Source organism: Saccharopolyspora sp. NPDC045839 (genome assembly GCF_056431645.1).
The window spans coordinates 210,795-231,871 of record NZ_JBWKKH010000004.1; the positions used below are offsets into that span (position 1 = coordinate 210,795).

A 21,077-nucleotide genomic window follows, 5' to 3' on the forward strand; every position below is an offset into this window, starting at 1 on the left:
GGCACCGGGACTCTCGACCAATCAGCCGCGCCACTGATCGACCGAAAGTGGTGTCGTCGGGGGCAGCGTAACCGCCCAAGCGGGTCAGCGGGACGATCAATCGGGTATCTATCCCGATCGAGTTGTTACCTGAACATGATCGCATCGCTCTTTTGGGTGACTATGAGCTATCTCCGTAACGTCGGAGCGTGGCCAAGCGACGTAACATGAACGCGGATTGTGAATAACTTGCGCAATCAACGGTTTCGGCGGGCCCGCAGGGTCTTCGCGAAAGGAAATCGCGCATCGGCGTGTCGGCTGCCGCGGAAACGGGATCGGTTGCGCCGAACCTTACGCGCCGGAGTCGGCCGACACAGCCGGTGATCGGGCGATCTCGCGATCAGTCGCGGTGCGCCGTCCCGGACCACCCGCCGAGCATCGAGACGCCTTCCGGTGGCAGGCCTGCCGCGCTCGCCATCAACTCGTGGAACGCCGCCGCGTGCGGCGCCAGCTCCGCGTCGGTGGCCGTCCACGAACCGCGCAACTCCAGATCGTGGCTGCGGGCCGGGCCCGCGATGTCGCCGAAGCGGGCCGACGAGGTCAGCGTGACCGTGCCGCCCAGGGCGGTCCAGGACGCGCCGGAATCCTCCAGCGCATCGGTCAGCCACGACCAGCCGACCGCCGGCAGCAGCGGATCGGTGGCCAGTTCCGGATCGAGCTCGGCCCGCAGGTAGACGACGAGCCGCAGCTCGCCCGCCCACGCTTCCTGGCCTTCCGGGTCGTAGAGCAGGACCAAGCGGGCGGTGGCCAGTTCACCGGCCGGACCGTTCGCCTCCGCTGCGAGCGCATGAGCCCAAGGAGCGAGGCGTTTGGGCGGCCCCACCTCGGTCAGCTCTATCTCCGCTCGCGGACGCGAAGACGTCAACGAGGCAACAGCCTGCCGGAAAACCTCGGGCGCCACCGGCATCTCCGTCACGCTGCCGACTGTATGCGGCCGGGCGCGGGCGGTTGCGGAGGCACGCCGAACGGGGGATGAAGACGCTTCGCGACCGGCCTCGGAGGCGTCCCCGGCGGGGCGCCGAGGCAGGGGAAAGGGGCGGGCGGGTGCGTGCGAAGATTGCCGCGTAAGCCCGGTCGGCCCGCCGTGGCGCCGTCCCCGGGACGCCTCTCGACCTACGGACAGCGACCTCGATGACGAACTCCGCGAACCCCGCGCCGGCCTCGGCCCGCCGGAACCTGGCCGACGCCCCCCTGCTGGTTGCCGCCCGCGGCGGTACCCCCAGGCACACCCCGGTCTGGTTCATGCGGCAGGCGGGTCGTTCGCTGCCCGAGTACCGCAAGCTCCGCGAGGGCGTGCCGATGCTGCAGGCGTGCCTGACGCCGGAACTGGTCAGCGAGATCACCCTGCAGCCGGTGCGCCGGCACGGGGTCGACGCCGCGATCCTGTTCAGCGACATCGTGCTGCCCCTGTACGCCGCGGGCGTCGGGCTGGACATCGTCGCGGGCACCGGCCCCGTCGTGTCGAACCCGGTGCGCACCCCGGCCGACGTCGCGGCGCTGCCGACGCTGGACGCGGCGCAGGTCGCGCCGGTCGCCGACGCGATCGGGCTGCTGGTGCGCGAGCTGGGGCAGACGCCGCTGATCGGGTTCGCCGGTGCGCCGTTCACGCTGGCGTCCTACCTGGTGGAGGGCGGCCCGAGCCGCAACCACGAGCGCACCAAGGCGCTGATGCACTCCGACCCGAAGACGTGGCACGCCCTGCTGGACCGGCTGGCCGACACCACGCTGGAGTTCCTGAAGGTGCAGCTGGCGGCCGGGGTGGACGCGATCCAGCTCTTCGACTCCTGGGCCGGGGCCCTGTCGCTGCGCGACTACCGCGAATTCGTGCTGCCGCACAGCCGGCGGATCTTCGCCGCCGTCGCCGAGATCGCGGACGTGCCGAAGATCCACTTCGGGGTGGGCACCGGCGAGCTGCTCGGCGCGATGCGCTCCGCTGGAGCCGACGTCGTCGGCGTGGACTGGCGGGTGCCGCTGGACGAGGCCGCGGCGCGGCTGCGCGCGGCGGAACCGGATGCCGCCGCGCCGGTGGTGCAGGGCAACCTCGACCCGGCGGTGCTCTTCGCCGGGTGGGACGCGATCGAGCGCGAGGTGCACCGGATCCTCGGCGAGGGCAAGGCGGCCGGCGGCCACATTTTCAACCTCGGCCACGGCGTGCTGCCCAGCACGGACCCCGAGGTGCTCACCCGCGTCGTCGAGCTGGTGCACACCGCGAGCAAGCAGCAGTGATGACGCGCCGGGTCGCAGTCGTCGGCGGCGGCATCGCCGGTCTCGTCGCCGCCTACCGGCTCCGCCGCGAGCTGGGGCCGGACGCCGAGATCGTGCTCTTCGAGCAGGGCGAGCGCCTCGGCGGCAAGCTCCGCACCGTCGAGCTCGCCGGTTGCCGCTACGACGTCGGGGCGGAGGCGTTCCTCGACTGGCGTCCGGAAGTCCGGCAGCTGGCCGAGGAGCTCGGCGTGCCGGGAGAGGTCGTGCACCCGGGCGCGGTGTCCGCGACGGTGCGCGCCGGCGGCCGGACCTGCCGGTTGCCCGGCGGAACCGTGATGGGCGTCCCGGCTTCGCCGGAGGCGGTGCAGGACGTGCTTTCCCCGGCTGGAGTGGCCGCGGTCCGGGCAGAGGCGGAACTGCCGCCGGTCCGGCTCGGCGGCGCCGACATCTCGGTGGGCGAGCTGCTGCGCGGGCGGATGGGCGACGAGGTCGTCGATCGCCTCGTCGAACCACTGCTCGGCGGCGTCTACGCGGGCGATGCCGACCGGCTCGGCCTGCGGGCCACGATCCCGGCGCTGGCCGCAGCGCTCGACGCCGGAGCGGCGTCGATCACCGCCGCCGCGGCGGCGGCGCTGCCCACGCCGAAACCGGCGGATGCGCCGAAGCCGCCGGTGTTCGGCGCGTTCCGCTACGGCTACCGGGAGCTGGTCGACCGGCTGCTGATCGCCGCCGGTGCCGAGGTGCGGATAGGGCTCCCGGTGCGGCAGCTGACGCGGGCGGAGCAGGGCTGGCGCCTGGAGATCGGCGCCGCGCCCAGCCCGGAGTTCCTGGACGTCGACGCCGTGGTGCTCGCGGTGCCCGCTCCAGCGGCTCGGCGGCTCCTCGGCGACGTCGTTCCGGTGGCGGCCGCGAAGCTGGCCGAGGTGGAGCTGTCCTCCTCGATCGTGGTCGGGCTCGCCCTGCCGCCCGACACGCGGCTGCCGGAGGCATCGGGCGTGCTGATCGCGCGCGGCGAACAGCACGCGGACGGAACCCCGTTCACCGCGAAGGCATTCACCTTCTCCAGCAAGAAATGGCCGCACCTGCGCGGCACCGAGGGCGAGCTGCTGGTGCGCGGCTCGGTCGGGCGGTTCGGCGAGACCGCCGAGCTGCGGCTGGACGACGCCGAAGTGCTGCGCCGGGTCCGGGCCGACTTCGCGGAGCTGACCGGGATCTCCGCGGCTCCGGTGGACTCCGTCGTGACGCGCTGGGGCGGCGGGCTGCCGCAGTACGGCGTGGGACACCTCGACCTGGTCGCCGACGTCGAGCACGCCGTGGCCGAGGTGCCGGGGCTGGCGATCGCGGGCGCCGCGCTGCACGGGGTCGGCGTGCCGGCGTGCATCGCCACCGGGACCGCGGCAGCGACCGATATCACGCGGGACCTGCTGCAGGCCGGCCGCCGCGAGGTGGGAGCATGAACGCATGGCGCGGCTGAACTACAACGAGCTCAACGACACCATTCGCTACACCATGTGGTCGGTCTTCCGGATCGAGCAGGGCACGCTGCCCGAAGACCGGGCCAAGGCCGCGCAGCAGACCCAGGAGTACCTGGACTCGCTGGCCGAGACCGGCGTCGTGGTTCGCGGCGTCTACGACGTCTCCGGGCTGCGCGCCGACGCGGACTTCATGATCTGGTGGCACGCCGAGCGGATCGAGGAAGTGCAGGCGGCCTACACCGGGTTCCGCCGGGAGACCCCGCTGGGGCAGGCGTCCGAGCCGGTGTGGAGCAACGTCGCGCTGCACCGCCCGGCCGAGTTCAACAAGAGCCACATCCCGGCGTTCCTGGCGGGCGAGGAGCCGCGCAAGTACATCTGCGTGTACCCGTTCGTGCGCTCCTACGAGTGGTACCTGCTGCCGGACGACGAGCGCCGCACAATGCTGGCCGACCACGGCAAGGAAGCCCGTGACTACCCGGACGTCCGGGCGAACACGGTGGCGTCCTTCGCGCTGGGCGACTACGAGTGGATCCTGGCCTTCGAGGCCGACGAGCTGCACCGGATCGTGGACCTGATGCGCCACCTGCGCGGCACCGAGGCCCGCCTGCACGTCCGCGAGGAGATCCCGTTCTACACCGGTCACCGCGTCGACGTCCCCGACCTGGTCACCCGCCTTCCCTGAACGGCCGCTGGTCTGGACGTGCCACTGCTGACGGCGGATGCGAGGCCGTCCCGCGCGCCGAAGCTTCCGTGCAAGGTCGAAGTCGTCGTGTGATCTCACTCTGCCGAGGTCAGGCGGACGGCGATCGAGTTGATGCAGTAGCGCTGGTCGGTGGGGGTCGGGTAGCCCTCGCCCTCGAACACGTGGCCCAGGTGGCCGTGGCAGGACGCGCACAGGACCTCGACGCGCACCATGCCGAGCGACCGGTCCTCGCGGAGGATCACCGCGTCGCTGTCGGTCGGGTCGTAGAACGACGGCCAGCCGCAGTGCGATTCGAACTTGGTGTCGCTGCGGAACAATTCGGCCCCGCAGCCGCGGCACTCGTAGACCCCGACCGTCTTGGTGTCGACGTACTCGCCCTGCCAGGCCGGCTCGGTGGCGGCTTGGCGCAGCACCGCGTACTCGTTCGGGCTGAGCTGCTCCCGCCACTCCTGATCGGTTTTGGTGACCTTCGGGGTTCCTGCGACCGGATCCATGCCTCCACGCTAATCCGTGCGAAGATCAACTGCATCGGCGCGGTCTCAGATCGAGTCGAACGCCACCGCGGCCGACTTCGCCCCTCTGGTCCCGGCCAACTGCTGGGCCTCGGTTTCCACCTCCTCACGGACGGCAGCGCTCAGGGTGCGGAAACCCGTCGCGTCCACCTGGAGCTTGCTGCCGGCCTTCCTGGCCCGCCAGGTGCCGATGATCTCGCCGTCGGCGAGCAGCGCCCCGGGAGAGCCGACCGCCCGCCAGAGGACCTTTCGGTGGGCGGGATCCGGCAGCAGCTCCGCGCGATCCCGGGCTTGCAGGTACGGATCGCCGGTCGGCAGCAGCCGCACGCCCCGTGGTGACGGCGGCGAGTCGAGCGCCGCGATGGCGTCCGGCACGAACCACGACCGCTTCCCGGCGACCGAGACCTCGGCGAGGTCCGCCGGCCAGACCGGCCGCAGCGCGGTGGCGCTGGAGCCGACGAACGCGGCGACGTCGGCGATCGAGGCCGGGCCGAGCAGGCGCAGCACGTCTTTGATCAGGGCGTCGGTCCGGGCGGGCTGCTGCGGGACGTGCCACTTCGGGGTCGCCGTGATCCGCAGCCGCCCGGATGCGCGGACGAGCCGGATGCCCGCCGCCAGCCCGGATTGCAGGTACAGCGAGTAGAAGACGTGGGTCGATTCGCAGGCCTTGCACCATGCCGAGGCTTCCGGGACGTCGCGGGTGACCGCCGCGCTCAGCGCGCCCCGATCCGTCGGTTCGAACGAGTGCTCGCGCATCGCCGCTACCGTCTTGCCGAACATCTCGAGCGGGGCGTCGACCGATTTCATGACCGGCATCCGGGCCACCACGTCCGCGTCCGACATCGGGTAGAGCCGGCCAGCCAGCTCCGCGAGGTCCGCGGCGCGGTGCAGGTGCGCGCTGCCGCGCACCGACCAGGCGAGGACCACCGAGTCCGGGAGCTCCGCCCCGGGGACTCGCGTGCGCACCGACTGCAGTGCCGAGCCCGCCGGGGTGTCCGGCACGCCGAGCGGCAGCACGGCGAGGTTCTCGACGGCGCCTGCGGACCGGTCCAACTGCTGGACGGCGTGTCGGTAGGCCAGGACTCGTTCGCGATCGGTCTCGATCATGGGCACTCCGATTCGACGGCAGGCGTCGAGCATGCCCCACGGCCCCGACAATCAGCCGAGGAAGGTACCGAACACGAACGAGACGGCGTTCCAGACCGTGAACAGCACGCCGAACAGGATCAGCAGGACCACCGCGACGGCCACCAGCCTGCGGTGACCGTTCGCCCGGTTCACGCTCTGCGCGAAGTCGTCCACGCCGCGCAGCATGCCCTCCACGGTGGCCTCGGAGTTCGGCCGCTGCATCCGGTCGCGATGCTCAGCGAAGGCCTGCACCTCGGGATCCTCCGGGTCGAGCCCGTGCAGATCATCACCGAGGCGCTCGGTCTCCTCATCCCGGTCGCCGCGCTCCACGGCCCCACCGTAGCGCCTCGCCACGGCACCGTCGGGCGGCTGTTCGCGATCCGTGCCGCGTTCGGACGACCCGGCCACCGACCCGGCCGTCCGCCACACAGCCCACATCGTCCACAGTGGTCGGCTCTCTTCACCTGCGGGGGCGCTCGCCCGTGGCGGACGGGCGCGCGAGGAGGCCGCTCCGCGTTCCGTCGCCGGACATGATCCAGCCCGCGATGCATGCGCCGATGCGTTGGCCGGCCGGGTTTGCCAAGACCTTCGCGATCCGGCACTGGTGTGGCACCACGGCGAATCCGTCCCTGGGCACCGTGATCTGACAGGTATCCGATCTCGTACATGTGGAGAACTCCTCCCGGCTTGCGGAATCAATCGCTCGCCGGGAAAACGCCGTGGAGCGCCCGCACGTGAGTCGGCGCGCGCGCCGTTCACCAGATCGGATGATTGGGAGCGTGTGCTGCCAGCCGAATCCCGGCCCGGCCCGGGGGCGGTGGTTACAGTCGCCGCGCTCCACACCGGACTCGGGAGGCGATGATGAGCGACCAGCCGGCGGAAGCCAACGGCCTTTTCCTGCCCGAGCTGGAGGTGGATCCCCCGGAACGGCAGCGGCGCTGGACCGTCCTATTGCGACTGCTGCTGTTGATCCCGCACTTCATCGTGCTCTGGTTGCTGTCCATCGCGGCCGCCGTCGTGGTGATCGTCGGCTGGTTCGCCGCGCTGTTCCTGGGGCGGCTGCCGGACTGGATCGCCGGGTTCCTGGGCCAGTTCGTCGGCTACCAGGCCCGGGTGGTGGCGTCGAACATGCTGCTCGTCGACAAGTACCCGCCGTTCCTGGTGCCCGAGCCGGACTACCCGGTGCAGGCCGACATCCGGCCCGGCGAGCTGAACCGGTGGGCGGTGTTCTTCCGGATCATCCTGGTGATCCCGGCCGCGATCGTGAGCGCGATCGTCACCCAGGGTTTCGGCGTGCTGGCGTTCTTCATCTGGCTGATCGTGCTGGTCCTGGGCCGCAACCCGCGGCCGGTCTTCGACGCCTCCGCGGCGGTGCTGCGCTACGGCTACCGCACGAACGCCTACTTCTACCTGCTGACCGGCGCCTACCCGAAGAAGCTGTTCGGCGATGCGCGCGCGGAGGAGAACCCGCCGCGCCAGTCGCCGGGCACCTACCCGTTGGTGATGTCCCAGGGCGGGCGGGTCCTGCTGATCGTGTTCATCGTGCTCGGCGTGATCGGTTCGGTCACCAACGGCGTCGTGCAGTCGCTGTACCCGCCGGAGCACCAGGACTACTACTACGGCCGCTGACGTCCCGCAGTTTCAATTGAAACTGCGGGACAACGCGGGGTGGGATCAGATCACGGCTTCGGTCCAGGCCCGGTCGAGGATCTCCGCGACGGTCTGCTCCGGGGTCTGGTCGGAGGTGTCCAGCCACAGGCCGATGCGCGGCGTCTGCTCGTGCAGCACGGCGTTCAGCTCCGCGATCGCCCAGCTGTCGTACGCGGTCTTGCCGCGACCCGCCTCGCGCTCCGCGATCGCCGCGGTCGACGGCGCGAGGACGACCACGAGCAGCGGTCGGCTGCCGATGTTCTCGGCCATCTCCGCCAGGTGCTCGCCCAGGACCACGTCCTGCGCGACGACGGTGAACCCCGCCGCGAAGTACGTGTCCGCGGCCTGCGCGGTCAACCGGTGGCGCAACCGCAACTGGCGCAGCGCCTCCTCGGACGGCGGCGCGGACATCTCCTCACGGCCGCCGACCACCATCCGGCGGAACGCGTCGCCGCGCAGGTGCACCGAGCGCGGGAGCTTTTCGGCGACTCCCTGGGCGATGGTGGACTTCCCGGCGGCCTGGATGCCGGTGATCAGCAGGACGGCCTGGTGGTGCTCGTCGGACACGTTTCCTCCTCGTGCGAGGAGTGGATCTTCTCACCCGGTCGGCGCAGCCGTCATGCGCGTTTCGCACCCGGTTACAGATCGCTATGCGTTCATGTGTCCTGTTCAGCGGGTTGGCCCAACGTGTTTCCCTCGCCCGGCGGTGTCTCGGTTGCTCCGTCGGCGAGCACCATCGCAACCGTTGGTATTCGTCACGACGCGGGAGGCCAAGATGGTCCGCACCGAAGCCGAACGTGCACCGGAAGCCCAGGGCGGCTGCAGCTGTTGCGGCAGCTGCAGCGGTCCTTCCTGCGGCTGCTGCTCCAGCTGCGGCTGAGCCGCGGGGGTCTGTCCGGGGTGCTGCGGGATCACCCCGGGCAGGCCATGCCTTCCGTCGGCACGGTGCCCTGCACCAGGAACCGGCTGACCGCTTCGGTGATGCACGGCGACTTGCCGATGGCCCCGTGCCCGGCGCCCTGCCAGCGCAGCAGCACTCCGGTCGGCACCTGTTCGGCCATGTGATCGGTGCCCAGACCCAGCAGCTGCGGGTCGTTCGCGGTGCTGATCACCGGGATCGGCGGCAGGTCCGGGCGGCGTGGCGAGGGCAGCGGCTGCTGCGGGACCGGCCACGACCCGCACCACACCAGCCGCTGAGCGGCGGCACCGCCGAAGAGCGGGAACCGGTTCACCCAGTCCAGCGCGAGCTCGCCGGTGCGTTGCGGCGGCACGCGCACCGTCGTGTCGTTGCAGCTGGTGATCAGGTCGCCGTCCAGCCACGGCGGGTTGACGCCCTGGTCGGCGACCAGTGGCGCGCTGATCGAGGCGAGACCGGCGCCGTCGCCGCGACCGGCCGCGGCCAGCGCATCGGCGAGGGCGGGCCAGGTGGCCCGATCGGAAAGCCCCAGCAGGATCGCCTGCACCACCCGGCCGGCGCCGACCGAGGTGCCCGGCGCCGGTAGCGGCGTGCCGCGGGTCCGCTCGACCAGATCGCCGACCACCTTGCGCGGCTCGGGGCCCAGCGGGCAGCCGCGGCTGACGCAGTCGGCCGCGAACACGTCGAAGGTCTGCTCCGCGCTCTGCGCCTGCGATTCCGCTTGGCCGATGGCGTCGCGGGTCGGGTCCGGTGCGCCGTCGAGCACCAGCCGGCCGACCGATCCGGGGAAGCGCTCGGCGAAGGTCGTCAGCAGGCGCGCCGCTTCGCCGCGACCGATCGCGTGCAGCCGCGGCACGCCCAGCTCCAGGCGGAGTTCTTCCAGGTCGGATGCCGCTCGCCAGGTGTCGTAGGCCTGCAGCCGCTCATCGAGGTCGAGCAGGCATTCCTGGCTCGCCGACAGCACCGATTCGAGCAGCCGGTCCAGCGCGGCGCGGTCCGTGGCGCGCGGGTCGAAGCCGACGATCGCATCGCGCTGCGCCGGCGGCACGCAGTCGGCCGGATCGGATTCACCGGTGCCGCGCCGGTCCATCCCGATGATGTCGAACGTGTTGCGCAGTTCCGCCGGCAGCTGCGTGGCCAGCCGGGCCGCGTAGGTCGTGCCCGGCTCACCGCCGATGTCGCCCAGCACCACCAGCGGCACGTGGCCGGAACCGGCGCGGATCAGCGAGATGCGCGCGGTGCCGCGTTCCGGGGTTTCGGGGGCGTCCAGCGTGCTGATCAGCCGCGAGCAGGAGAACGTCATGCCCGGTGGCAGACCGCCGAGCTCCGTCCGCGTCTGCTCGGTGCAGTCCTCCCAGCTCTGCGCGTCGTCGCCGGGGGAGCCCAGCGGCGGGACGGGGGCCGGTTTCGGTGGCTGCGGCGCGGGGACGACCTGCTGCTCGCCGTCGTGGTAGGCGACCGCGGGCCGGTCCGACGGTCCCGCCGAACAGGCGGCGACCACCAGCAGCAGCAACGGCAGTAGTGCGGCCCCGACCCGGTGAGTGGTGCGCGGCACGGGTACTCCTAGTCGGCATGCGCGGTGGTCGCTGGACCGGGTCAGCATCGCATGATCCAGGTGAGGCCCCGGTGAGGGCCCTGACAATCGGGTGACGGTCGCGGTCGGTAGCGGGATAACGTGCGGCGGGAAGCGGTTGGCGGAGGCAGAGGAGCATCGTGCACGTCGCGCAGGTCGGTTCGGGGGCATCGTCGAACAGGCGGTCGCTGTTCAGCGTGGAGCACGTCTCCGCGCGCGCACTCGGGGCGATCCCGCCGCCGATGCTCGTGCTGCTGGGCGTGATCAGCCTGCAGGTCGGTGCCGCGTTCGCCAAGCAGTTGTTCACCACGGCCGGGGCGTCCGGCGTCGTGGCGCTGCGGTTGACCTTCGCCGCGGTGATCCTGCTGGCGGTGTGGCGGCCGTCGTTGCGAATGGACCGCAAGACGCTGGCGGTGGTGGCCGGTTACGGCGCGGTGCTCGCCGGCATGAACGTCTGCATCTACCAGGCGTTCGAGCGGATTCCGCTCGGCGCGGCGGTCACCATCGAGTTCCTGGGCCCGCTGGCCGTGGCGGTGATCGGCTCCCGCCGCAAGCTGGACATCGTCTGGGCCGTGCTGGCCGGTACCGGCGTGGTGCTGCTGGCCCGGGTGGAAGGCGGGCTCGACTGGGTCGGCGTCGCCTTCGCGCTGATGGCCGGTGCGTTGTGGGCCGGCTACATCCTGGTCGGCGCGAAGCTCGGCAGCCGGACCAGCGGCGGATCCGGGCTGGCCCTGGGCATGGCGTTCGGCGCGCTGGTGGCGGCGCCGTTCGGCATCGCTGAGGCCGGGACGGCGCTGCTGCACCCGGCGGTGCTCATCGCGGGGCTGGTGGTCGCGCTGATGTCCTCGGTGGTGCCGTACTCGCTGGAGCTGGAGGCGCTGCGCCGGATGCCGCCGCGGGTGTTCGGCGTGCTGATGAGCCTGGAGCCCGCGGTGGCGGCGCTGGCCGGGCTGCTGGTGCTGGGCGAGATGCTGGGCGGCTGGCAGTGGGTCGCCATCGGGTGCGTCGTCGTCGCCTCGGTCGGTTCGGTCGGCGCTACGAAGGGCAGCGACGGGAAGCCCGACGATGCGGGCCCCAAGGACACCGGCGCCAACTGACCCCGGCCGGCAGGTCAGATGGACGGCATCCGCATGGGGCGGAGGGCGCGCATCAGGGTCAGGAGGGTCCGGTTGAGCGGGACGGGGAGATCGTGCTCGTCCGCCGCGCGCACCAGCGCTCCGGTGATGTGCTCGTGCTCGGTCGGCAGGCCCGCCAGCCGGTCGTAGAGCATCGACGTGCCGTTGGTCGGCGGGAACTTCTCGATGTAGTCCGAGAGCACCTTCTCGGCATCGGCGTGGGTCAGCCGGGCGCCTTCGGCGCGGGCGACGTCGACGGCCTCGGCGAGCACTCCCTTGCTCAGGTCCAGGATGTCGGGCTCGCGCAGCACGTCGAGTCGGCGCAGGGTCAGCGCGGTGATCGGGTTCGGCGCCAGGTTCGTCAGCATCTTCCGCCACGCCGCGGTGCGGAAGTCCGACGTGGTCCGGGCGCTCAGGTCGCCGGTGGAGACCAGCTCGACGAAGCGCTCGCCGATCTCGCCGGCCTCGATCTGCATGGTGGCGGGGCCGCGGCGCACAACGTGCCCGGGCCGGACCCGCTCGGCGGCCACGTAGATCAGCGCGGGCAGCACCTGGGCCTGCAGACCCAGGCCGGCGATCGATTCGCGGTGCTCGACGCCGTTCTGCACCACGACGACCGGGGCGCGCCCGTCGTCCAGCTTCCGCAGCCAGCCGGCCGCGCTCGCCGCGTCCTGGACCTTCGTCGTGAGCAGGACCCAGTCGTATTCGCCGAGCGCGCCGGGCTCGGTCACCACCGAGACCGGGATCTCCCCGGTGCGGCCCGGGGTTTCCAGCGTCAGCCGGTCGAACGGGGTCCGGACGCACATCGTCACCTGGTGCCCGGCGGAATGCGCGGCTTCCGCGAGAACCCCACCGATACCGCCCGAACCGATCACCGCGATGCGTTGTGCTGCCACGGGTCGTGACATTACCCGTCGACGCGGGCTCCCCGGTCGACATCGCCGTCGAGCACTGCTTCGAGGTCGTACCGCGTGGGCTCGTCGAGCTGGTCGTAGCGGCAGGATCCGGGATCGCGGTCGGGGCGCCACCGCACGAACTGCGTGGTGTGCCGGAACCGGCCCGGGTGGGCGCCTTCGGTGTGGTCGTAGGAGACCTCGACGACGCGTTCCGGGCGCAGCGGCACCCACGGCTGCTCGGTGCTGCTCCAGCGGTTCACCGACCCGGGCAGCCGCCGCCCGTCCGCCGCGTCGGGCCCCAGCCACGGGTGCTCCCCGTCGGTGATCAGCTCGGCGAGCTCGGTGGCCAGCGCGCGTCGCTGCGTGGCCGGGAAGGCGCCGACGACGCCGACGTGGTGCAGTACGCCCCGGTCGTCGTACAGCCCGAGCTGCAGGGAACCCACCGCGGTGCCGGGTTCGGTCTTGGCGTGCCAGCGCAGCCCGGCGACGACGCAGTCCGCGGTGCGGGAGTGCTTGATCTTGAACATGGTCCGCTTGCCCGGCACGTACTCGCCGGTGGTGGGCTTGGCGATCACCCCGTCCAGTCCCGCGCCCTCGAACACCCGGAACCACTCCGCCGCGGTGTCCGGATCGTCGGTGACCGGCGTGGTGCGCAGCCCGTCGTGGTCCAGGCCGAGGCCGGCGAGCAGCTCGCGGCGCTCGGTCTGCGGCGCGGCCGTGAGGTCCCGGTCGTCCAGCGCCAGCAGGTCGAAGGCGATGAAGGTGGCCGGCGTCTTCTCGGCGAGCACCTTGACCCGGCTGGCGGCCGGGTGGATGCGCTCGCCCAGCGCGTCCCAGTCCAGCCGGTCGCCGACGTCGTCGCGCCGGATCACCACGAGCTCCCCGTCCAGCACCGCGGGCCGGTCGAGGTGTTCGGCGATGGTCCGCAGGACCTCGGGGAAGTACCGGTTGAGCGGGCGGCCGGTGCGGGACTGCAGCAGCACCGGCTGCTCGGCCTGCGGATCGGCGAACACCAGGCACCGGAACCCGTCCCACTTCGGTTCGAACAGCAGGCCGCCCTGCCGGGAGATGCCCTCGACCGGGCTGGCCAGCATCGGCTTCACCGGCGGTTGCAGTGGGAGCACCGGGTCCTCCTTGGTCGGTCAGTGGACGCGTTGGCGAGGCGCGCGGTCCAGCTGCAGTCGGATCGCCGTTGGCAAGGTATCCATTCCCAGCGATTCGCGAGCGCGGGAAAGCACCTTCTCGTCGAGTTCTTCCCAAACGTGGCGCACGTTGGTGCCTTCCTGCAACGACAGCGTGAGCCGCAGCGCCGGGCGCTGCTCGCTGCCCGCCATCCGGACCCGCGCCCGGTTGACCCCGGTGACCCGCTCGGCGTCGGCGCGCACGGCTTCGGTCAGCGCCGCGCTCGTCACCGCCAGGCTGCCGTTGCCGCGCTCCAGCACGAGGGACGGCCGAGGCTCCGGGCGCAGGGCCCGCACCACCCACCACAGGCCGAGCACGCACAGCACGATGCCGAGCACGATCGCCACCGCGATCGCCGCCTGCGAGTTGTCCCGCAGCCACTGGACCAGGATCGGGTCGGCCAGCGGCCGTTGCGCGCGGAAGACGCCCAGCCAACCGGTGCCGACGACGAGCGCGATCACGCCGGCGACCAGCGCCAGCAACCCGAGCGCGATGACCACGCCGCGCTCGAAGGACAGCCCGCGCGCGACCGGCGTCGTGCTCGGTTTGATCTCCTGCCTCGTCATCGCTGCTCCTTCGGCACGGTCACCGACACCAGCACCTTCGGGGTGCTGCGCAGCGGCAGGTCCTGCACGGCGTGCTCGGCGGTTTCGGTCAGCCGGGCGCGCAGGTCACCGGGTTCCCGGAACTGCGCGGTCGCCTTCACCTGGACCCGCTTCGAGCCTGCGGTGACCGAGGCGACCGCGACGCCGTCCTGGCCGCGCACCTGGTGCCCGACCAGCCGGGCCATCGAGCGCCGGTCGGTGGTCACGGTGACCTCCGGCGCCGGGTCGTGCAGCCGGATGTCCTTGGCCCCGGCGTTGATCGCGATGAGCACCAGGAGCACGCCCACCACCGCGACCACCGCCGCGGTCGCGAGGACCTGCGGGTCTTGCCAGGACAGCGAGCTCAGTCCGATGTGGACCTGCTGCCAGGGCACGATGAGGCCACCGGTGCCGGGCCGCGCCAGGACCCACACCGCCTCGATCGCCAGGAGCGCGCCGCCCGCCGCGACGGCCAGGCCCAGCAGCGTGGTGATCAGGCGTACCAACAGGCGCATGGCTTCACTCCACTCGCGGCGGCACGTCGGCGGGGACGAGGGCGGACACGGTCACGTCCACGGTGCGGACCCGGAACTCGGTGAGGCGCTGGAGCTCCGACCCGATCCGCTCCCGCATGGACGACACGGTTTCGCGCACCGGCAGCGGGTAGCGCAGCGCGACGTCGAGCCGGATCCGCAGCGCGTCGTCCGGACCGGACACCTGCGCCGCGGCACCCTGCCGGCCTCCGCCGAGCCGGTGGCGCCGCCGGGCGCTGCCGGGGTCCTGGTCGGCGGTGTGCTCGGCGATCTTGCGCAGCACCGTGCGGCTGATCTGCAACCGGCCCCGCTCGGCGGGATCGTCGCCGTGGCCGGGTTGTTCGGCCGCGGCCGGTCCGGTGGTGGCCGTCATCGGTCCCGGCCCCGGCCCAGGATGTCGCCGATCTCCAGCTCCCCGTCCAGGACCCGGCCGATCACCAGGCCGACGGCGCCGACCGCCAGCGCGATCAGGAACCCGGTGAAGCCGGCGACCGCCGCGGCGGTGCCGAGGATGAGGCCGGCGAGCAAGCCGGTCTGCGTCGCGTTCATGGGTGCAACCCTCCTGCTGAGGAACTGACTTGGATGGTCACCGGACTCGTGGTGGCCGGTTGCGGCGGGCCCGGCGGGCGCTGATCCGGTGCAGCAGCCCGCGAATCCCGCGCGGCCGGTGCACCACGACGATCGGTGCGTCGTAGCGGTCGCGCGGCCGGTGGCACCGGAGTTCGGCGAGACCGGCGGCGAAGACCTCCGGGTCACCGCCGACGTCCGGGTGGTTGGCCCGGACGAAAGCGCGGATCGCGGCCCGCGTGGTGGCCGGTTCGTGCTGCACAGGCACCATCATGCGCCTCCCCGCGGCTCGTCGGTGATCACGTCGGCCACGGTGATGTCCACCGGGACGTCGCCGAGCGCTTCGGCCAGCGCGCCGCGGATCTCGCCGAGGACCTCCGGCAGCGGCCGGTCCAGGCGCAGCACGACGCCGATCTCCGCGGCGCCCGACTCGGGTAACCGCACCCCGACGACCTTGCGGCCGGGCAGGTACGACGCGATCTCGCCGAACTGCCCGCCGTGCAGCCGGACCACCGAGGGGTGGGCGAGCACCCGATCGGCCAGCTCACCGGCGGAAACCTGATCCGGCATGTCGAAGTCGCCCTCCACGAAACGATCGGTCTTCTGGTTCGTTCTTCGTCTTTGAAGCGGCGGAGCCGCTTAGCCCACCTTCGCAACCGGCACCGCCGCGGGTTCTCCGAAGTCTTCTCGCGAGGACAGCCCCGGCGACTGGTCATACATGAGCCGGGGATCCCGGAGCCGCGAAGGCTTCTGAGGTTCGGCTACCCGCACCGCTACGCAGGACGAGCCTGGAACCGCATTTCTCTGGTGCTATTCGACGCGGGACGTGGTCTGCTGGCCGGCTTCCTCGCCGTCCTCGTCGGGCAGGTGGATGTCGTTGACCGCGATGTTGACCTCGATGACCTCCAGCCCGGTCATCCGCTCCACCGCGGTGATCACGTTGCGCCGCACCGCCCGCGCGAGGTCCACGATGGACGCGCCGTACTCCACCACGATGTCCAGGTCCACCGCGGCCTGCTTCTCGCCGACCTCCACCTGGACGCCCGAGGTGGAGGAGGTCCCGCTGCCGCCCGGGATCCGGTCCCGGAGGGCGCCGAAGGCCCGGGACACGCCGCCGCCCATCGCGTAGACGCCGGAGATCTCGCGGGCCGCGATGCCGGCGATCTTCTGCACCACGGACGCGGCGATGGTGGTCTTGCCCTGGGCGGTCTCGTCGGCCAGGCGGGCGGGCGCGGTGCCGGACCGGGTCTCCGGGATTCGCCGGCTCTCGTCGCTGCGCTCGGTCTTGGCCTGCGCGTTCTGCGGGCTTCCGCTGTTCTGTGCCATGGAAATCCAGCTCCTTCCCGGTTTCGCCGATGCCGCGTCGGCTCGGCTGGGCTTGTAGGTGGTCTGATGCATTCGCTCGACGTGCTCTTCCGTGACTGTGAGCCACGCCACTCATTGTGCCGATGCGGTCACCCAGCTCCCGGCGGCTCGACGTCGACCACCCGCATCCACACCTGCGGCGCGCCCGCGCCGAGTGCTTCGCCCAGCGCGGCGGTCAGCTCGCGGTGGATCGCGTCGGCCAGCTCCGGGGCGGGCAGCGGGTAGCGGACCGTCAGGTCCACCCGCACCTCGTCGACGTCGCCGACGCAGCCGCGCAGGTGCACGCCCGGCCGTTCGGCGAGGAGCTCCAGGCACAGCCGCCGCGTCAGCAGCACCACCGCCTGCGGGGAGACGCGCAGCTTGCCGCCCTCCTGGGCGAGCTCCACCGGCGCCGCGCCGCGGCCGCCCCGGACCCCGCGCACCGCCATCAGCGTGCGCTCCACCAGCCCGTGTGGCGGCTCGATCGGCAGGTGCGCGGTTCGCCGCACCGGCGCCCAGTCGGAGTCCAGCTCGGCGAGCCTGGCCTGGCAGTCCCGGCAGGTCTGGATGTGCGCGGCCAGTGCCGGCGGGGCGCTGTCGGCGAGGAAGTCCAGCAGCATGCCGTCGGTGCGGCCGCACGGCAGCCGGCGGTCCGGATCGAAGGAGCGGTCATCCATTGCGCATCTCCTTCAGCCTGGCGAGCAGCAATGCCCGCGCCCGGTGCAGCCGGGACCGCAGCGCGGCCACCGGCACGTCGAGCATCTCGGCGATCTCCTCGTAGCTCAGCCCCTCCAGCTCGCGGAGCACCAGCGGGATGCGCTGGGAGGGTTCGAGGGTCGCGATCGCGCGGTGCACGCGGGCCGCGTCCTCGGTTCGGACGACGTGGCCCTCAGGATCGACCGCGATGCGGTCGGAGATCAAATCGGCGGTCGGTCCCAGCGGGACGGTCGGCTTGCGGCGGCGCAGGGTGGCCAGGGCCGCGTTGGTGACCACCCGGTACAGCCAGGTGGTCGGCGCCGATTCGCCGCGGAAGCGGTCCAGCGACCGCCAGGCGGACACCCACGCCTCCTGGACCGCGTCCTCGGCCTCGGCGGAGTCCCCGAGGATCCGGTACGCGACCCGGTACATCTTGGCGGTGTGGCGGCGGACCAACGCGTCGAACGCCGTCGCGTCGCCGTGCTGGGCGGCAGCCACCAGGGCTTCGTCCGCGCTCGCCCCAACTGTCACGGACGCATTCTCGCGTAACGCAGCAGGAGCAGCGATTCCGCGTGCAGGGCGGACTGCAGGTGCATCCGCCGAGGCGCCTCGACACCGGCCCCCGCCGCGATCCTGCCCGCGTCGCCGCTGGTCAGCAGTGGCGACAGGGTGAGGCACAGCTCGTCGACGAGGTCCTCGTCGACGAGGTTGCCGAACAGCGTCGGGCCGCCTTCGCATCCGATGCGGCGCAGCCCCCGCGCGTTCAGCGCGTCCAGCGCCGCGTGCAGATCCACCCGTTCGTCGCCGGCGATGACGACGTCGGCACCTGCGTCGGCGAGCGCGGTGCGCCGCGACTGCGGGGCGGCGTCGCAGGTGAGCACGATCGGCGGCACGAGGGTGTCGGTGAGCAGCGGCGACTCCGGCGGCAGCGAAGCGTGCGCGGTCACCAGCGCGATCGGCGGCACGGCGGACAGGCCGAGCCGCTCCCGGCGCTCGGCGCGGACCTCGTTGCGCTTCACGCCGCGGTAGCCCTCGGCCAGCGCCGTGCCGACGCCCACCAGCACGACGTCGGAGAGGTCGCGGATCAGCCCGAGGACCCGCTGGTCGACCGGCGCGGACAACCCGCGCGAGCTGCCCCGGACGGTCACCGCGCCGTCGAGGCTGGAGACGAAGTTCACCCGAACCCAGGGCCGTTCCAGCTGCTCGGGGTAGGCGTAGAACCCCTCGAGTCGGTCCTCGACCTGCTGCGCGCCGTCGACCGGCCAGAGCTTGTCCACCACGGGTCAATCCCACCACGCGCGCCGGTCCGGCGGGTGAGCAGGAGCACGCGCCCGCACGGCCGGCGAGGTGTTTTGTCTTGAAGCGGCGCAGCCGCTCAGCCCACCCACGCAACCGGCGCCGCGAGGACAGCCCCGACGTGGTGAATTGGCTTTCATGAGTCGGGGATCCCACAGCGAGAAGGCGACCGTGATTCCCGCAGGGGGCCGCCACCCGCACCGCCACGCAAGATGAGCTCGTCGGACCGGCTCTTATAAGGTCTGCGCATGAGTTCTCCCCGTCTGGTCGACCGCCGTCCCGAGATGACACCGGACGAGCTGGTCCAGGCGATGACGCCGCCGCCCATGTTCGACGCGGTGCGCTTCGACACCTACATCCCGAACCCGGACGAGCCGAGCCAGGAGCAGGCGGTCCGGGACTGCTCGGCGTTCGCCGACCGGATCAACGCCGCCGCCGGTGGCGGGTCCTGGCTGCGCGGGGTGTTCGGCCGGAAGAAGAACGACGACGGCAAGCGGGGGCTCTACCTGGACGGCGGGTTCGGCGTCGGCAAGACGCACCTGCTCGCGTCGCTGTGGCACGCCGTCGAGGGGCAGAAGTCCTACGGCACGTTCGTCGAGGTCACCAGCCTGGTGGGGGTGCTCGGCTTCGCCGAGACCGTCGAGCGGCTCTCGGAGCACCGGCTGCTGGCCATCGACGAGTTCGAACTGGACGATCCGGGCGACACGATGCTGGTCACCCAGCTGATCGCGAAGCTCACCGACGCGGGCGTGCACATCGCCGCGACCTCCAACACGCTGCCCGACAAGCTGGGCGAGGGCCGGTTCGCCGCGGCGGACTTCCTGCGCGAGATCCACGCGATGTCCGCGCGCTTCGGCGTGGTGCGGGTCGACGGCCCGGACTACCGGCACCGCGGGCTGCCGGACGCGCCGCCGCCGATGAGCGAGGACGAGCTGTCCCGGCTCGCGGAGGCCACCGACGGCTCGACGCTGGACGACTTCGACGAGCTCTGCGACTACCTGGCCGGGCTGCACGCCTCGAAGTACGGCCGCCTGGTCGACGGGATCACCGCGGTGCACCTCAGCGGGGTGCACGCGGCGCCGGACCAGGACGTCGCGCTGCGGCTGGTCGCGCTCGCGGACCGGCTCTACGACCGGGCGATCCCGGTGCGGGTCTCCGGTGGAGCGCTGTCGGCGCTGTTCACCGACGAGATGCTGCAGGGCGGCTACCGGAAGAAGTATCTCCGCGCGATCAGCCGCCTCACCGCGCTCTCCCGGGACCTCGCCAAGTCCTGATCCGGTGAAGTGAACGGACCGTTCGCGCCGCCCAACACGACGAACGGTCCGTTCACTTCACTGCGATGGCGACCGTTGGTGAAGTGAGCGGTCCGTTCGCGCCGATAGGCGGGACGAACGGTCCGTTCACTCCCTTCGGACGTCGTGTTCGCGTCAGCTGGTGAGGACCGCTTCGATCGCGTCGAGGCCGGTGTCGAGTTCGGCGCGGGTGATCACCAGCGGCGGGGCGATTCGCAGCGTCGTGTCCTGCGTTTCCTTGCACAGCACGCCGCGCTCGGCCAGCGCCTCGCTGGCCTGGCGGCCCGTCGGCCCGCCTGCCGCGAGCTCCACGCCGGCCCACAGGCCGCGGCCTCGCACCTCGACCGCTCCGCGGCCGATGAGCTCGCCGAGCCGTGCGTGCAGGTGCGCTCCCAGCTCGCGCGAGCGCTCCTGGAATTCGCCGGTGCTCAGCATGCGCACCACCGCCCGGCCGACCGCGCAGGCCAGCGGGTTGCCGCCGAAGGTGGAGCCGTGCTGGCCGGGTTCCAGGACGCCGATGACGTCGTCGCGGCCGACCACCGCGGACACCGGCAGGATGCCGCCGCCGAGCGCCTTGCCGAGGGTGTAGAGGTCGGCGCGGATGCCGTCGTGCTCGCTGGCCAGCAGCTCGCCGGTGCGGGCGAGGCCGGACTGGATCTCGTCGGCGATCAGCAGCACGTCGTTGTCGTCGCAGAGCCTGCGCAGCCGGGGCAGGTAGTCGGCCGGCGGCACGATCACGCCCGCCTCGCCCTGGATGGGCTCGACCAGGACGGCCGCGGTGCGTTCGGTGATCGCGGCCTCGACCGCCGCGGCGTCGCCGTACTCGGTGACGATGAATCCCGGGGTGTACGGGCCGAATTCGTCGTGCGCGACCGGGTCGGTGGAGAACGACACGATGGTGGTCGTGCGGCCGTGGAAGTTGGATCCGGCCACGATGATCTCGGCCCGGTTCTCCGGGACGCCCTTGACCCGGTACGCCCACTTCCGGGCGATCTTGATGGCGGACTCGACGGCCTCCGCGCCGGAGTTCATCGGCAGCACCCGGTCGGTGCCGGTGAGTTCGGCGAGCTCGCGGCAGAACGGGCCGAGCTGGTCGTGGTGGAACGCGCGGCTGGTGAGGGTGACGCGGCCGAGCTGCTCGGTGGCGGCGGCGATCAGGTCGGGGTGGCGGTGCCCGAAGTTCAACGCCGAGTACCCGGCCAGGAAGTCCAGGTACTGCCGTCCGTCCACATCGGTCATCCAGGCGCCGGACGCCTCGGCGATCACGATCGGCAGCGGGTGGTAGTTGTGCGCGCTGTACTGCTCGTCGAGCGCGCGGTACCGCGCGGCTTGCGACGACGCTTCGAGGTGCGACGGAACGACAGTCATGGC

Annotated in this window: 25 protein-coding genes; 6 read left to right on the plus strand and 19 right to left on the minus strand. The window is 72.0% G+C overall.

Annotated elements, in window-relative coordinates; all coding sequences use genetic code 11:
- Positions 1 to 379: 379 nt before the first annotated feature.
- On the minus strand, positions 380 to 946 hold the full coding sequence (locus tag AC07EQ_RS08315) for a DUF3000 domain-containing protein (RefSeq protein ID WP_478387458.1): 567 nt from the start codon (positions 944 to 946) through the stop codon (positions 380 to 382).
- A gap of 224 nt (positions 947 to 1,170) precedes the next feature.
- Between AC07EQ_RS08315 and hemE the strand changes: the two genes are divergently transcribed.
- Genes hemE through hemQ form a run of 3 tightly spaced genes read left to right on the plus strand, consistent with a single transcriptional unit; the run spans position 1,171 to position 4,401 of the window.
- Positions 1,171 to 2,265: a uroporphyrinogen decarboxylase gene (gene hemE / locus AC07EQ_RS08320; protein WP_478387333.1), complete on the plus strand. Its 1,095-nt coding sequence runs from the start codon at positions 1,171 to 1,173 to the stop codon at positions 2,263 to 2,265.
- The gene (hemG, locus tag AC07EQ_RS08325) at positions 2,265 to 3,701 is read left to right on the plus strand and encodes a protoporphyrinogen oxidase (protein WP_478387334.1); all 1,437 of its coding nucleotides are present in this window, start codon (positions 2,265 to 2,267) and stop codon (positions 3,699 to 3,701) included. The genes hemE and hemG overlap by 1 nt, the downstream gene beginning before the upstream one ends.
- Before the next feature lie 4 nt (positions 3,702 to 3,705).
- Positions 3,706 to 4,401 (plus strand): hydrogen peroxide-dependent heme synthase, encoded by a 696-nt coding sequence (hemQ, locus tag AC07EQ_RS08330; RefSeq protein ID WP_132493784.1) that lies wholly within the window; start codon positions 3,706 to 3,708, stop codon positions 4,399 to 4,401.
- A gap of 95 nt (positions 4,402 to 4,496) precedes the next feature.
- Here the strand turns inward: hemQ and msrB are convergent, their stop codons facing one another.
- Genes msrB through AC07EQ_RS08345 form a run of 3 tightly spaced genes read right to left on the minus strand, consistent with a single transcriptional unit; the run spans position 4,497 to position 6,392 of the window.
- On the minus strand, positions 4,497 to 4,916 hold the full coding sequence (gene msrB, locus AC07EQ_RS08335) for a peptide-methionine (R)-S-oxide reductase MsrB (RefSeq protein ID WP_478387335.1): 420 nt from the start codon (positions 4,914 to 4,916) through the stop codon (positions 4,497 to 4,499).
- A gap of 45 nt (positions 4,917 to 4,961) precedes the next feature.
- The gene (locus AC07EQ_RS08340; RefSeq protein WP_478387336.1) at positions 4,962 to 6,041 is read right to left on the minus strand and encodes a DNA glycosylase AlkZ-like family protein; all 1,080 of its coding nucleotides are present in this window, start codon (positions 6,039 to 6,041) and stop codon (positions 4,962 to 4,964) included.
- A gap of 51 nt (positions 6,042 to 6,092) precedes the next feature.
- Entirely contained in the window at positions 6,093 to 6,392 is a 300-nt protein-coding gene (locus tag AC07EQ_RS08345) for a hypothetical protein (protein ID WP_478387337.1), read from the minus strand.
- 531 nt (positions 6,393 to 6,923) lie between these two features.
- Between AC07EQ_RS08345 and AC07EQ_RS08350 the strand changes: the two genes are divergently transcribed.
- Positions 6,924 to 7,691 carry a DUF4389 domain-containing protein gene (locus tag AC07EQ_RS08350; protein WP_478387338.1) on the plus strand — a complete coding sequence of 256 codons (768 nt, stop codon included), beginning with the start codon at positions 6,924 to 6,926 and terminating at the stop codon, positions 7,689 to 7,691.
- Positions 7,692 to 7,736: 45 nt separating this feature from the next.
- Here the strand turns inward: AC07EQ_RS08350 and AC07EQ_RS08355 are convergent, their stop codons facing one another.
- On the minus strand, positions 7,737 to 8,279 hold the full coding sequence (locus AC07EQ_RS08355) for an AAA family ATPase (protein ID WP_478387339.1): 543 nt from the start codon (positions 8,277 to 8,279) through the stop codon (positions 7,737 to 7,739).
- A 344-nt stretch (positions 8,280 to 8,623) separates the two neighbouring features.
- On the minus strand, positions 8,624 to 10,183 hold the full coding sequence (locus AC07EQ_RS08360; RefSeq protein ID WP_478387340.1) for an alpha/beta hydrolase: 1,560 nt from the start codon (positions 10,181 to 10,183) through the stop codon (positions 8,624 to 8,626).
- A 158-nt stretch (positions 10,184 to 10,341) separates the two neighbouring features.
- Between AC07EQ_RS08360 and AC07EQ_RS08365 the strand changes: the two genes are divergently transcribed.
- Positions 10,342 to 11,298: an EamA family transporter gene (locus AC07EQ_RS08365; RefSeq protein ID WP_478387341.1), complete on the plus strand. Its 957-nt coding sequence runs from the start codon at positions 10,342 to 10,344 to the stop codon at positions 11,296 to 11,298.
- 14 nt (positions 11,299 to 11,312) lie between these two features.
- Here AC07EQ_RS08365 and AC07EQ_RS08370 read toward each other — a convergent pair whose 3' ends face one another.
- From AC07EQ_RS08370 to AC07EQ_RS08425, 12 genes are all read right to left on the minus strand, one after another.
- Positions 11,313 to 12,212 (minus strand): 2-dehydropantoate 2-reductase, encoded by a 900-nt coding sequence (locus AC07EQ_RS08370; protein ID WP_478387342.1) that lies wholly within the window; start codon positions 12,210 to 12,212, stop codon positions 11,313 to 11,315.
- A gap of 11 nt (positions 12,213 to 12,223) precedes the next feature.
- A complete protein-coding gene (locus tag AC07EQ_RS08375; protein ID WP_478387343.1) occupies positions 12,224 to 13,336 on the minus strand; it encodes an ATP-dependent DNA ligase in 1,113 nt (370 codons plus the stop codon).
- 18 nt (positions 13,337 to 13,354) lie between these two features.
- Positions 13,355 to 13,960, minus strand: coding sequence for an alkaline shock response membrane anchor protein AmaP (gene amaP, locus AC07EQ_RS08380; protein WP_478387344.1), 606 nt, complete (start codon positions 13,958 to 13,960; stop codon positions 13,355 to 13,357).
- Entirely contained in the window at positions 13,957 to 14,493 is a 537-nt protein-coding gene (locus tag AC07EQ_RS08385) for a DUF6286 domain-containing protein (RefSeq protein ID WP_478387345.1), read from the minus strand. Before AC07EQ_RS08385 ends, amaP begins: the two co-directional genes overlap by 4 nt.
- Positions 14,494 to 14,497: 4 nt before the next feature.
- The gene (locus tag AC07EQ_RS08390) at positions 14,498 to 14,884 is read right to left on the minus strand and encodes an Asp23/Gls24 family envelope stress response protein (protein ID WP_478387346.1); all 387 of its coding nucleotides are present in this window, start codon (positions 14,882 to 14,884) and stop codon (positions 14,498 to 14,500) included.
- Positions 14,881 to 15,060 (minus strand): hypothetical protein, encoded by a 180-nt coding sequence (locus AC07EQ_RS08395; protein ID WP_093264953.1) that lies wholly within the window; start codon positions 15,058 to 15,060, stop codon positions 14,881 to 14,883. The genes AC07EQ_RS08390 and AC07EQ_RS08395 overlap by 4 nt, the downstream gene beginning before the upstream one ends.
- Before the next feature lie 37 nt (positions 15,061 to 15,097).
- A complete protein-coding gene (locus AC07EQ_RS08400; RefSeq protein ID WP_478387347.1) occupies positions 15,098 to 15,352 on the minus strand; it encodes a hypothetical protein in 255 nt (84 codons plus the stop codon).
- Positions 15,349 to 15,648 (minus strand): hypothetical protein, encoded by a 300-nt coding sequence (locus tag AC07EQ_RS08405; protein WP_478387348.1) that lies wholly within the window; start codon positions 15,646 to 15,648, stop codon positions 15,349 to 15,351. Before AC07EQ_RS08405 ends, AC07EQ_RS08400 begins: the two co-directional genes overlap by 4 nt.
- Before the next feature lie 240 nt (positions 15,649 to 15,888).
- Entirely contained in the window at positions 15,889 to 16,404 is a 516-nt protein-coding gene (locus tag AC07EQ_RS08410) for an Asp23/Gls24 family envelope stress response protein (RefSeq protein ID WP_478387349.1), read from the minus strand.
- A 128-nt stretch (positions 16,405 to 16,532) separates the two neighbouring features.
- Positions 16,533 to 17,099, minus strand: coding sequence for an anti-sigma factor (locus AC07EQ_RS08415; protein ID WP_478387350.1), 567 nt, complete (start codon positions 17,097 to 17,099; stop codon positions 16,533 to 16,535).
- Positions 17,092 to 17,649 (minus strand): RNA polymerase sigma factor, encoded by a 558-nt coding sequence (locus AC07EQ_RS08420; RefSeq protein WP_478387351.1) that lies wholly within the window; start codon positions 17,647 to 17,649, stop codon positions 17,092 to 17,094. Before AC07EQ_RS08420 ends, AC07EQ_RS08415 begins: the two co-directional genes overlap by 8 nt.
- Positions 17,646 to 18,398 carry a pyrimidine reductase family protein gene (locus AC07EQ_RS08425; RefSeq protein WP_478387352.1) on the minus strand — a complete coding sequence of 251 codons (753 nt, stop codon included), beginning with the start codon at positions 18,396 to 18,398 and terminating at the stop codon, positions 17,646 to 17,648. The genes AC07EQ_RS08420 and AC07EQ_RS08425 overlap by 4 nt, the downstream gene beginning before the upstream one ends.
- A 264-nt stretch (positions 18,399 to 18,662) precedes the next feature.
- On the opposite strand from AC07EQ_RS08425, the gene zapE reads away from it, so the two are divergent.
- Positions 18,663 to 19,688, plus strand: coding sequence for a cell division protein ZapE (gene zapE / locus AC07EQ_RS08430; RefSeq protein ID WP_478387353.1), 1,026 nt, complete (start codon positions 18,663 to 18,665; stop codon positions 19,686 to 19,688).
- Between the two features lie 153 nt (positions 19,689 to 19,841).
- On the opposite strand, the gene rocD is transcribed toward zapE, so the two are convergent.
- Positions 19,842 to 21,074: an ornithine--oxo-acid transaminase gene (rocD, locus tag AC07EQ_RS08435; RefSeq protein ID WP_478387354.1), complete on the minus strand. Its 1,233-nt coding sequence runs from the start codon at positions 21,072 to 21,074 to the stop codon at positions 19,842 to 19,844.
- Positions 21,075 to 21,077 lie beyond the last annotated feature (3 nt).

Excerpts from the sequence above, each read along its gene's own strand:
- zapE (WP_478387353.1), top strand. The coding sequence starts at position 18,663 with ATGAGTTCTCCCCGTCTGGTCGACCGCCGTCCCGAGATGACACCGGAC.
- hemQ (WP_132493784.1), top strand. The coding sequence starts at position 3,706 with ATGGCGCGGCTGAACTACAACGAGCTCAACGACACCATTCGCTACACC.
- AC07EQ_RS08405 (WP_478387348.1), bottom strand. The coding sequence starts at position 15,648 with ATGCCGGATCAGGTTTCCGCCGGTGAGCTGGCCGATCGGGTGCTCGCC.
- amaP (WP_478387344.1), bottom strand. The coding sequence starts at position 13,960 with ATGACGAGGCAGGAGATCAAACCGAGCACGACGCCGGTCGCGCGCGGG.
- AC07EQ_RS08350 (WP_478387338.1), top strand. The coding sequence starts at position 6,924 with ATGAGCGACCAGCCGGCGGAAGCCAACGGCCTTTTCCTGCCCGAGCTG.
- AC07EQ_RS08395 (WP_093264953.1), bottom strand. The coding sequence starts at position 15,060 with ATGAACGCGACGCAGACCGGCTTGCTCGCCGGCCTCATCCTCGGCACC.
- msrB (WP_478387335.1), bottom strand. The coding sequence starts at position 4,916 with ATGGATCCGGTCGCAGGAACCCCGAAGGTCACCAAAACCGATCAGGAG.
- hemG (WP_478387334.1), top strand. The coding sequence starts at position 2,265 with ATGACGCGCCGGGTCGCAGTCGTCGGCGGCGGCATCGCCGGTCTCGTC.
- AC07EQ_RS08410 (WP_478387349.1), bottom strand. The coding sequence starts at position 16,404 with ATGGCACAGAACAGCGGAAGCCCGCAGAACGCGCAGGCCAAGACCGAG.
- AC07EQ_RS08390 (WP_478387346.1), bottom strand. The coding sequence starts at position 14,884 with ATGACGGCCACCACCGGACCGGCCGCGGCCGAACAACCCGGCCACGGC.
- AC07EQ_RS08385 (WP_478387345.1), bottom strand. The coding sequence starts at position 14,493 with ATGCGCCTGTTGGTACGCCTGATCACCACGCTGCTGGGCCTGGCCGTC.
- AC07EQ_RS08340 (WP_478387336.1), bottom strand. The coding sequence starts at position 6,041 with ATGATCGAGACCGATCGCGAACGAGTCCTGGCCTACCGACACGCCGTC.
- AC07EQ_RS08400 (WP_478387347.1), bottom strand. The coding sequence starts at position 15,352 with ATGATGGTGCCTGTGCAGCACGAACCGGCCACCACGCGGGCCGCGATC.
- rocD (WP_478387354.1), bottom strand. The coding sequence starts at position 21,074 with ATGACTGTCGTTCCGTCGCACCTCGAAGCGTCGTCGCAAGCCGCGCGG.
- hemE (WP_478387333.1), top strand. The coding sequence starts at position 1,171 with ATGACGAACTCCGCGAACCCCGCGCCGGCCTCGGCCCGCCGGAACCTG.
- AC07EQ_RS08415 (WP_478387350.1), bottom strand. The coding sequence starts at position 17,099 with ATGGATGACCGCTCCTTCGATCCGGACCGCCGGCTGCCGTGCGGCCGC.
- AC07EQ_RS08315 (WP_478387458.1), bottom strand. The coding sequence starts at position 946 with ATGCCGGTGGCGCCCGAGGTTTTCCGGCAGGCTGTTGCCTCGTTGACG.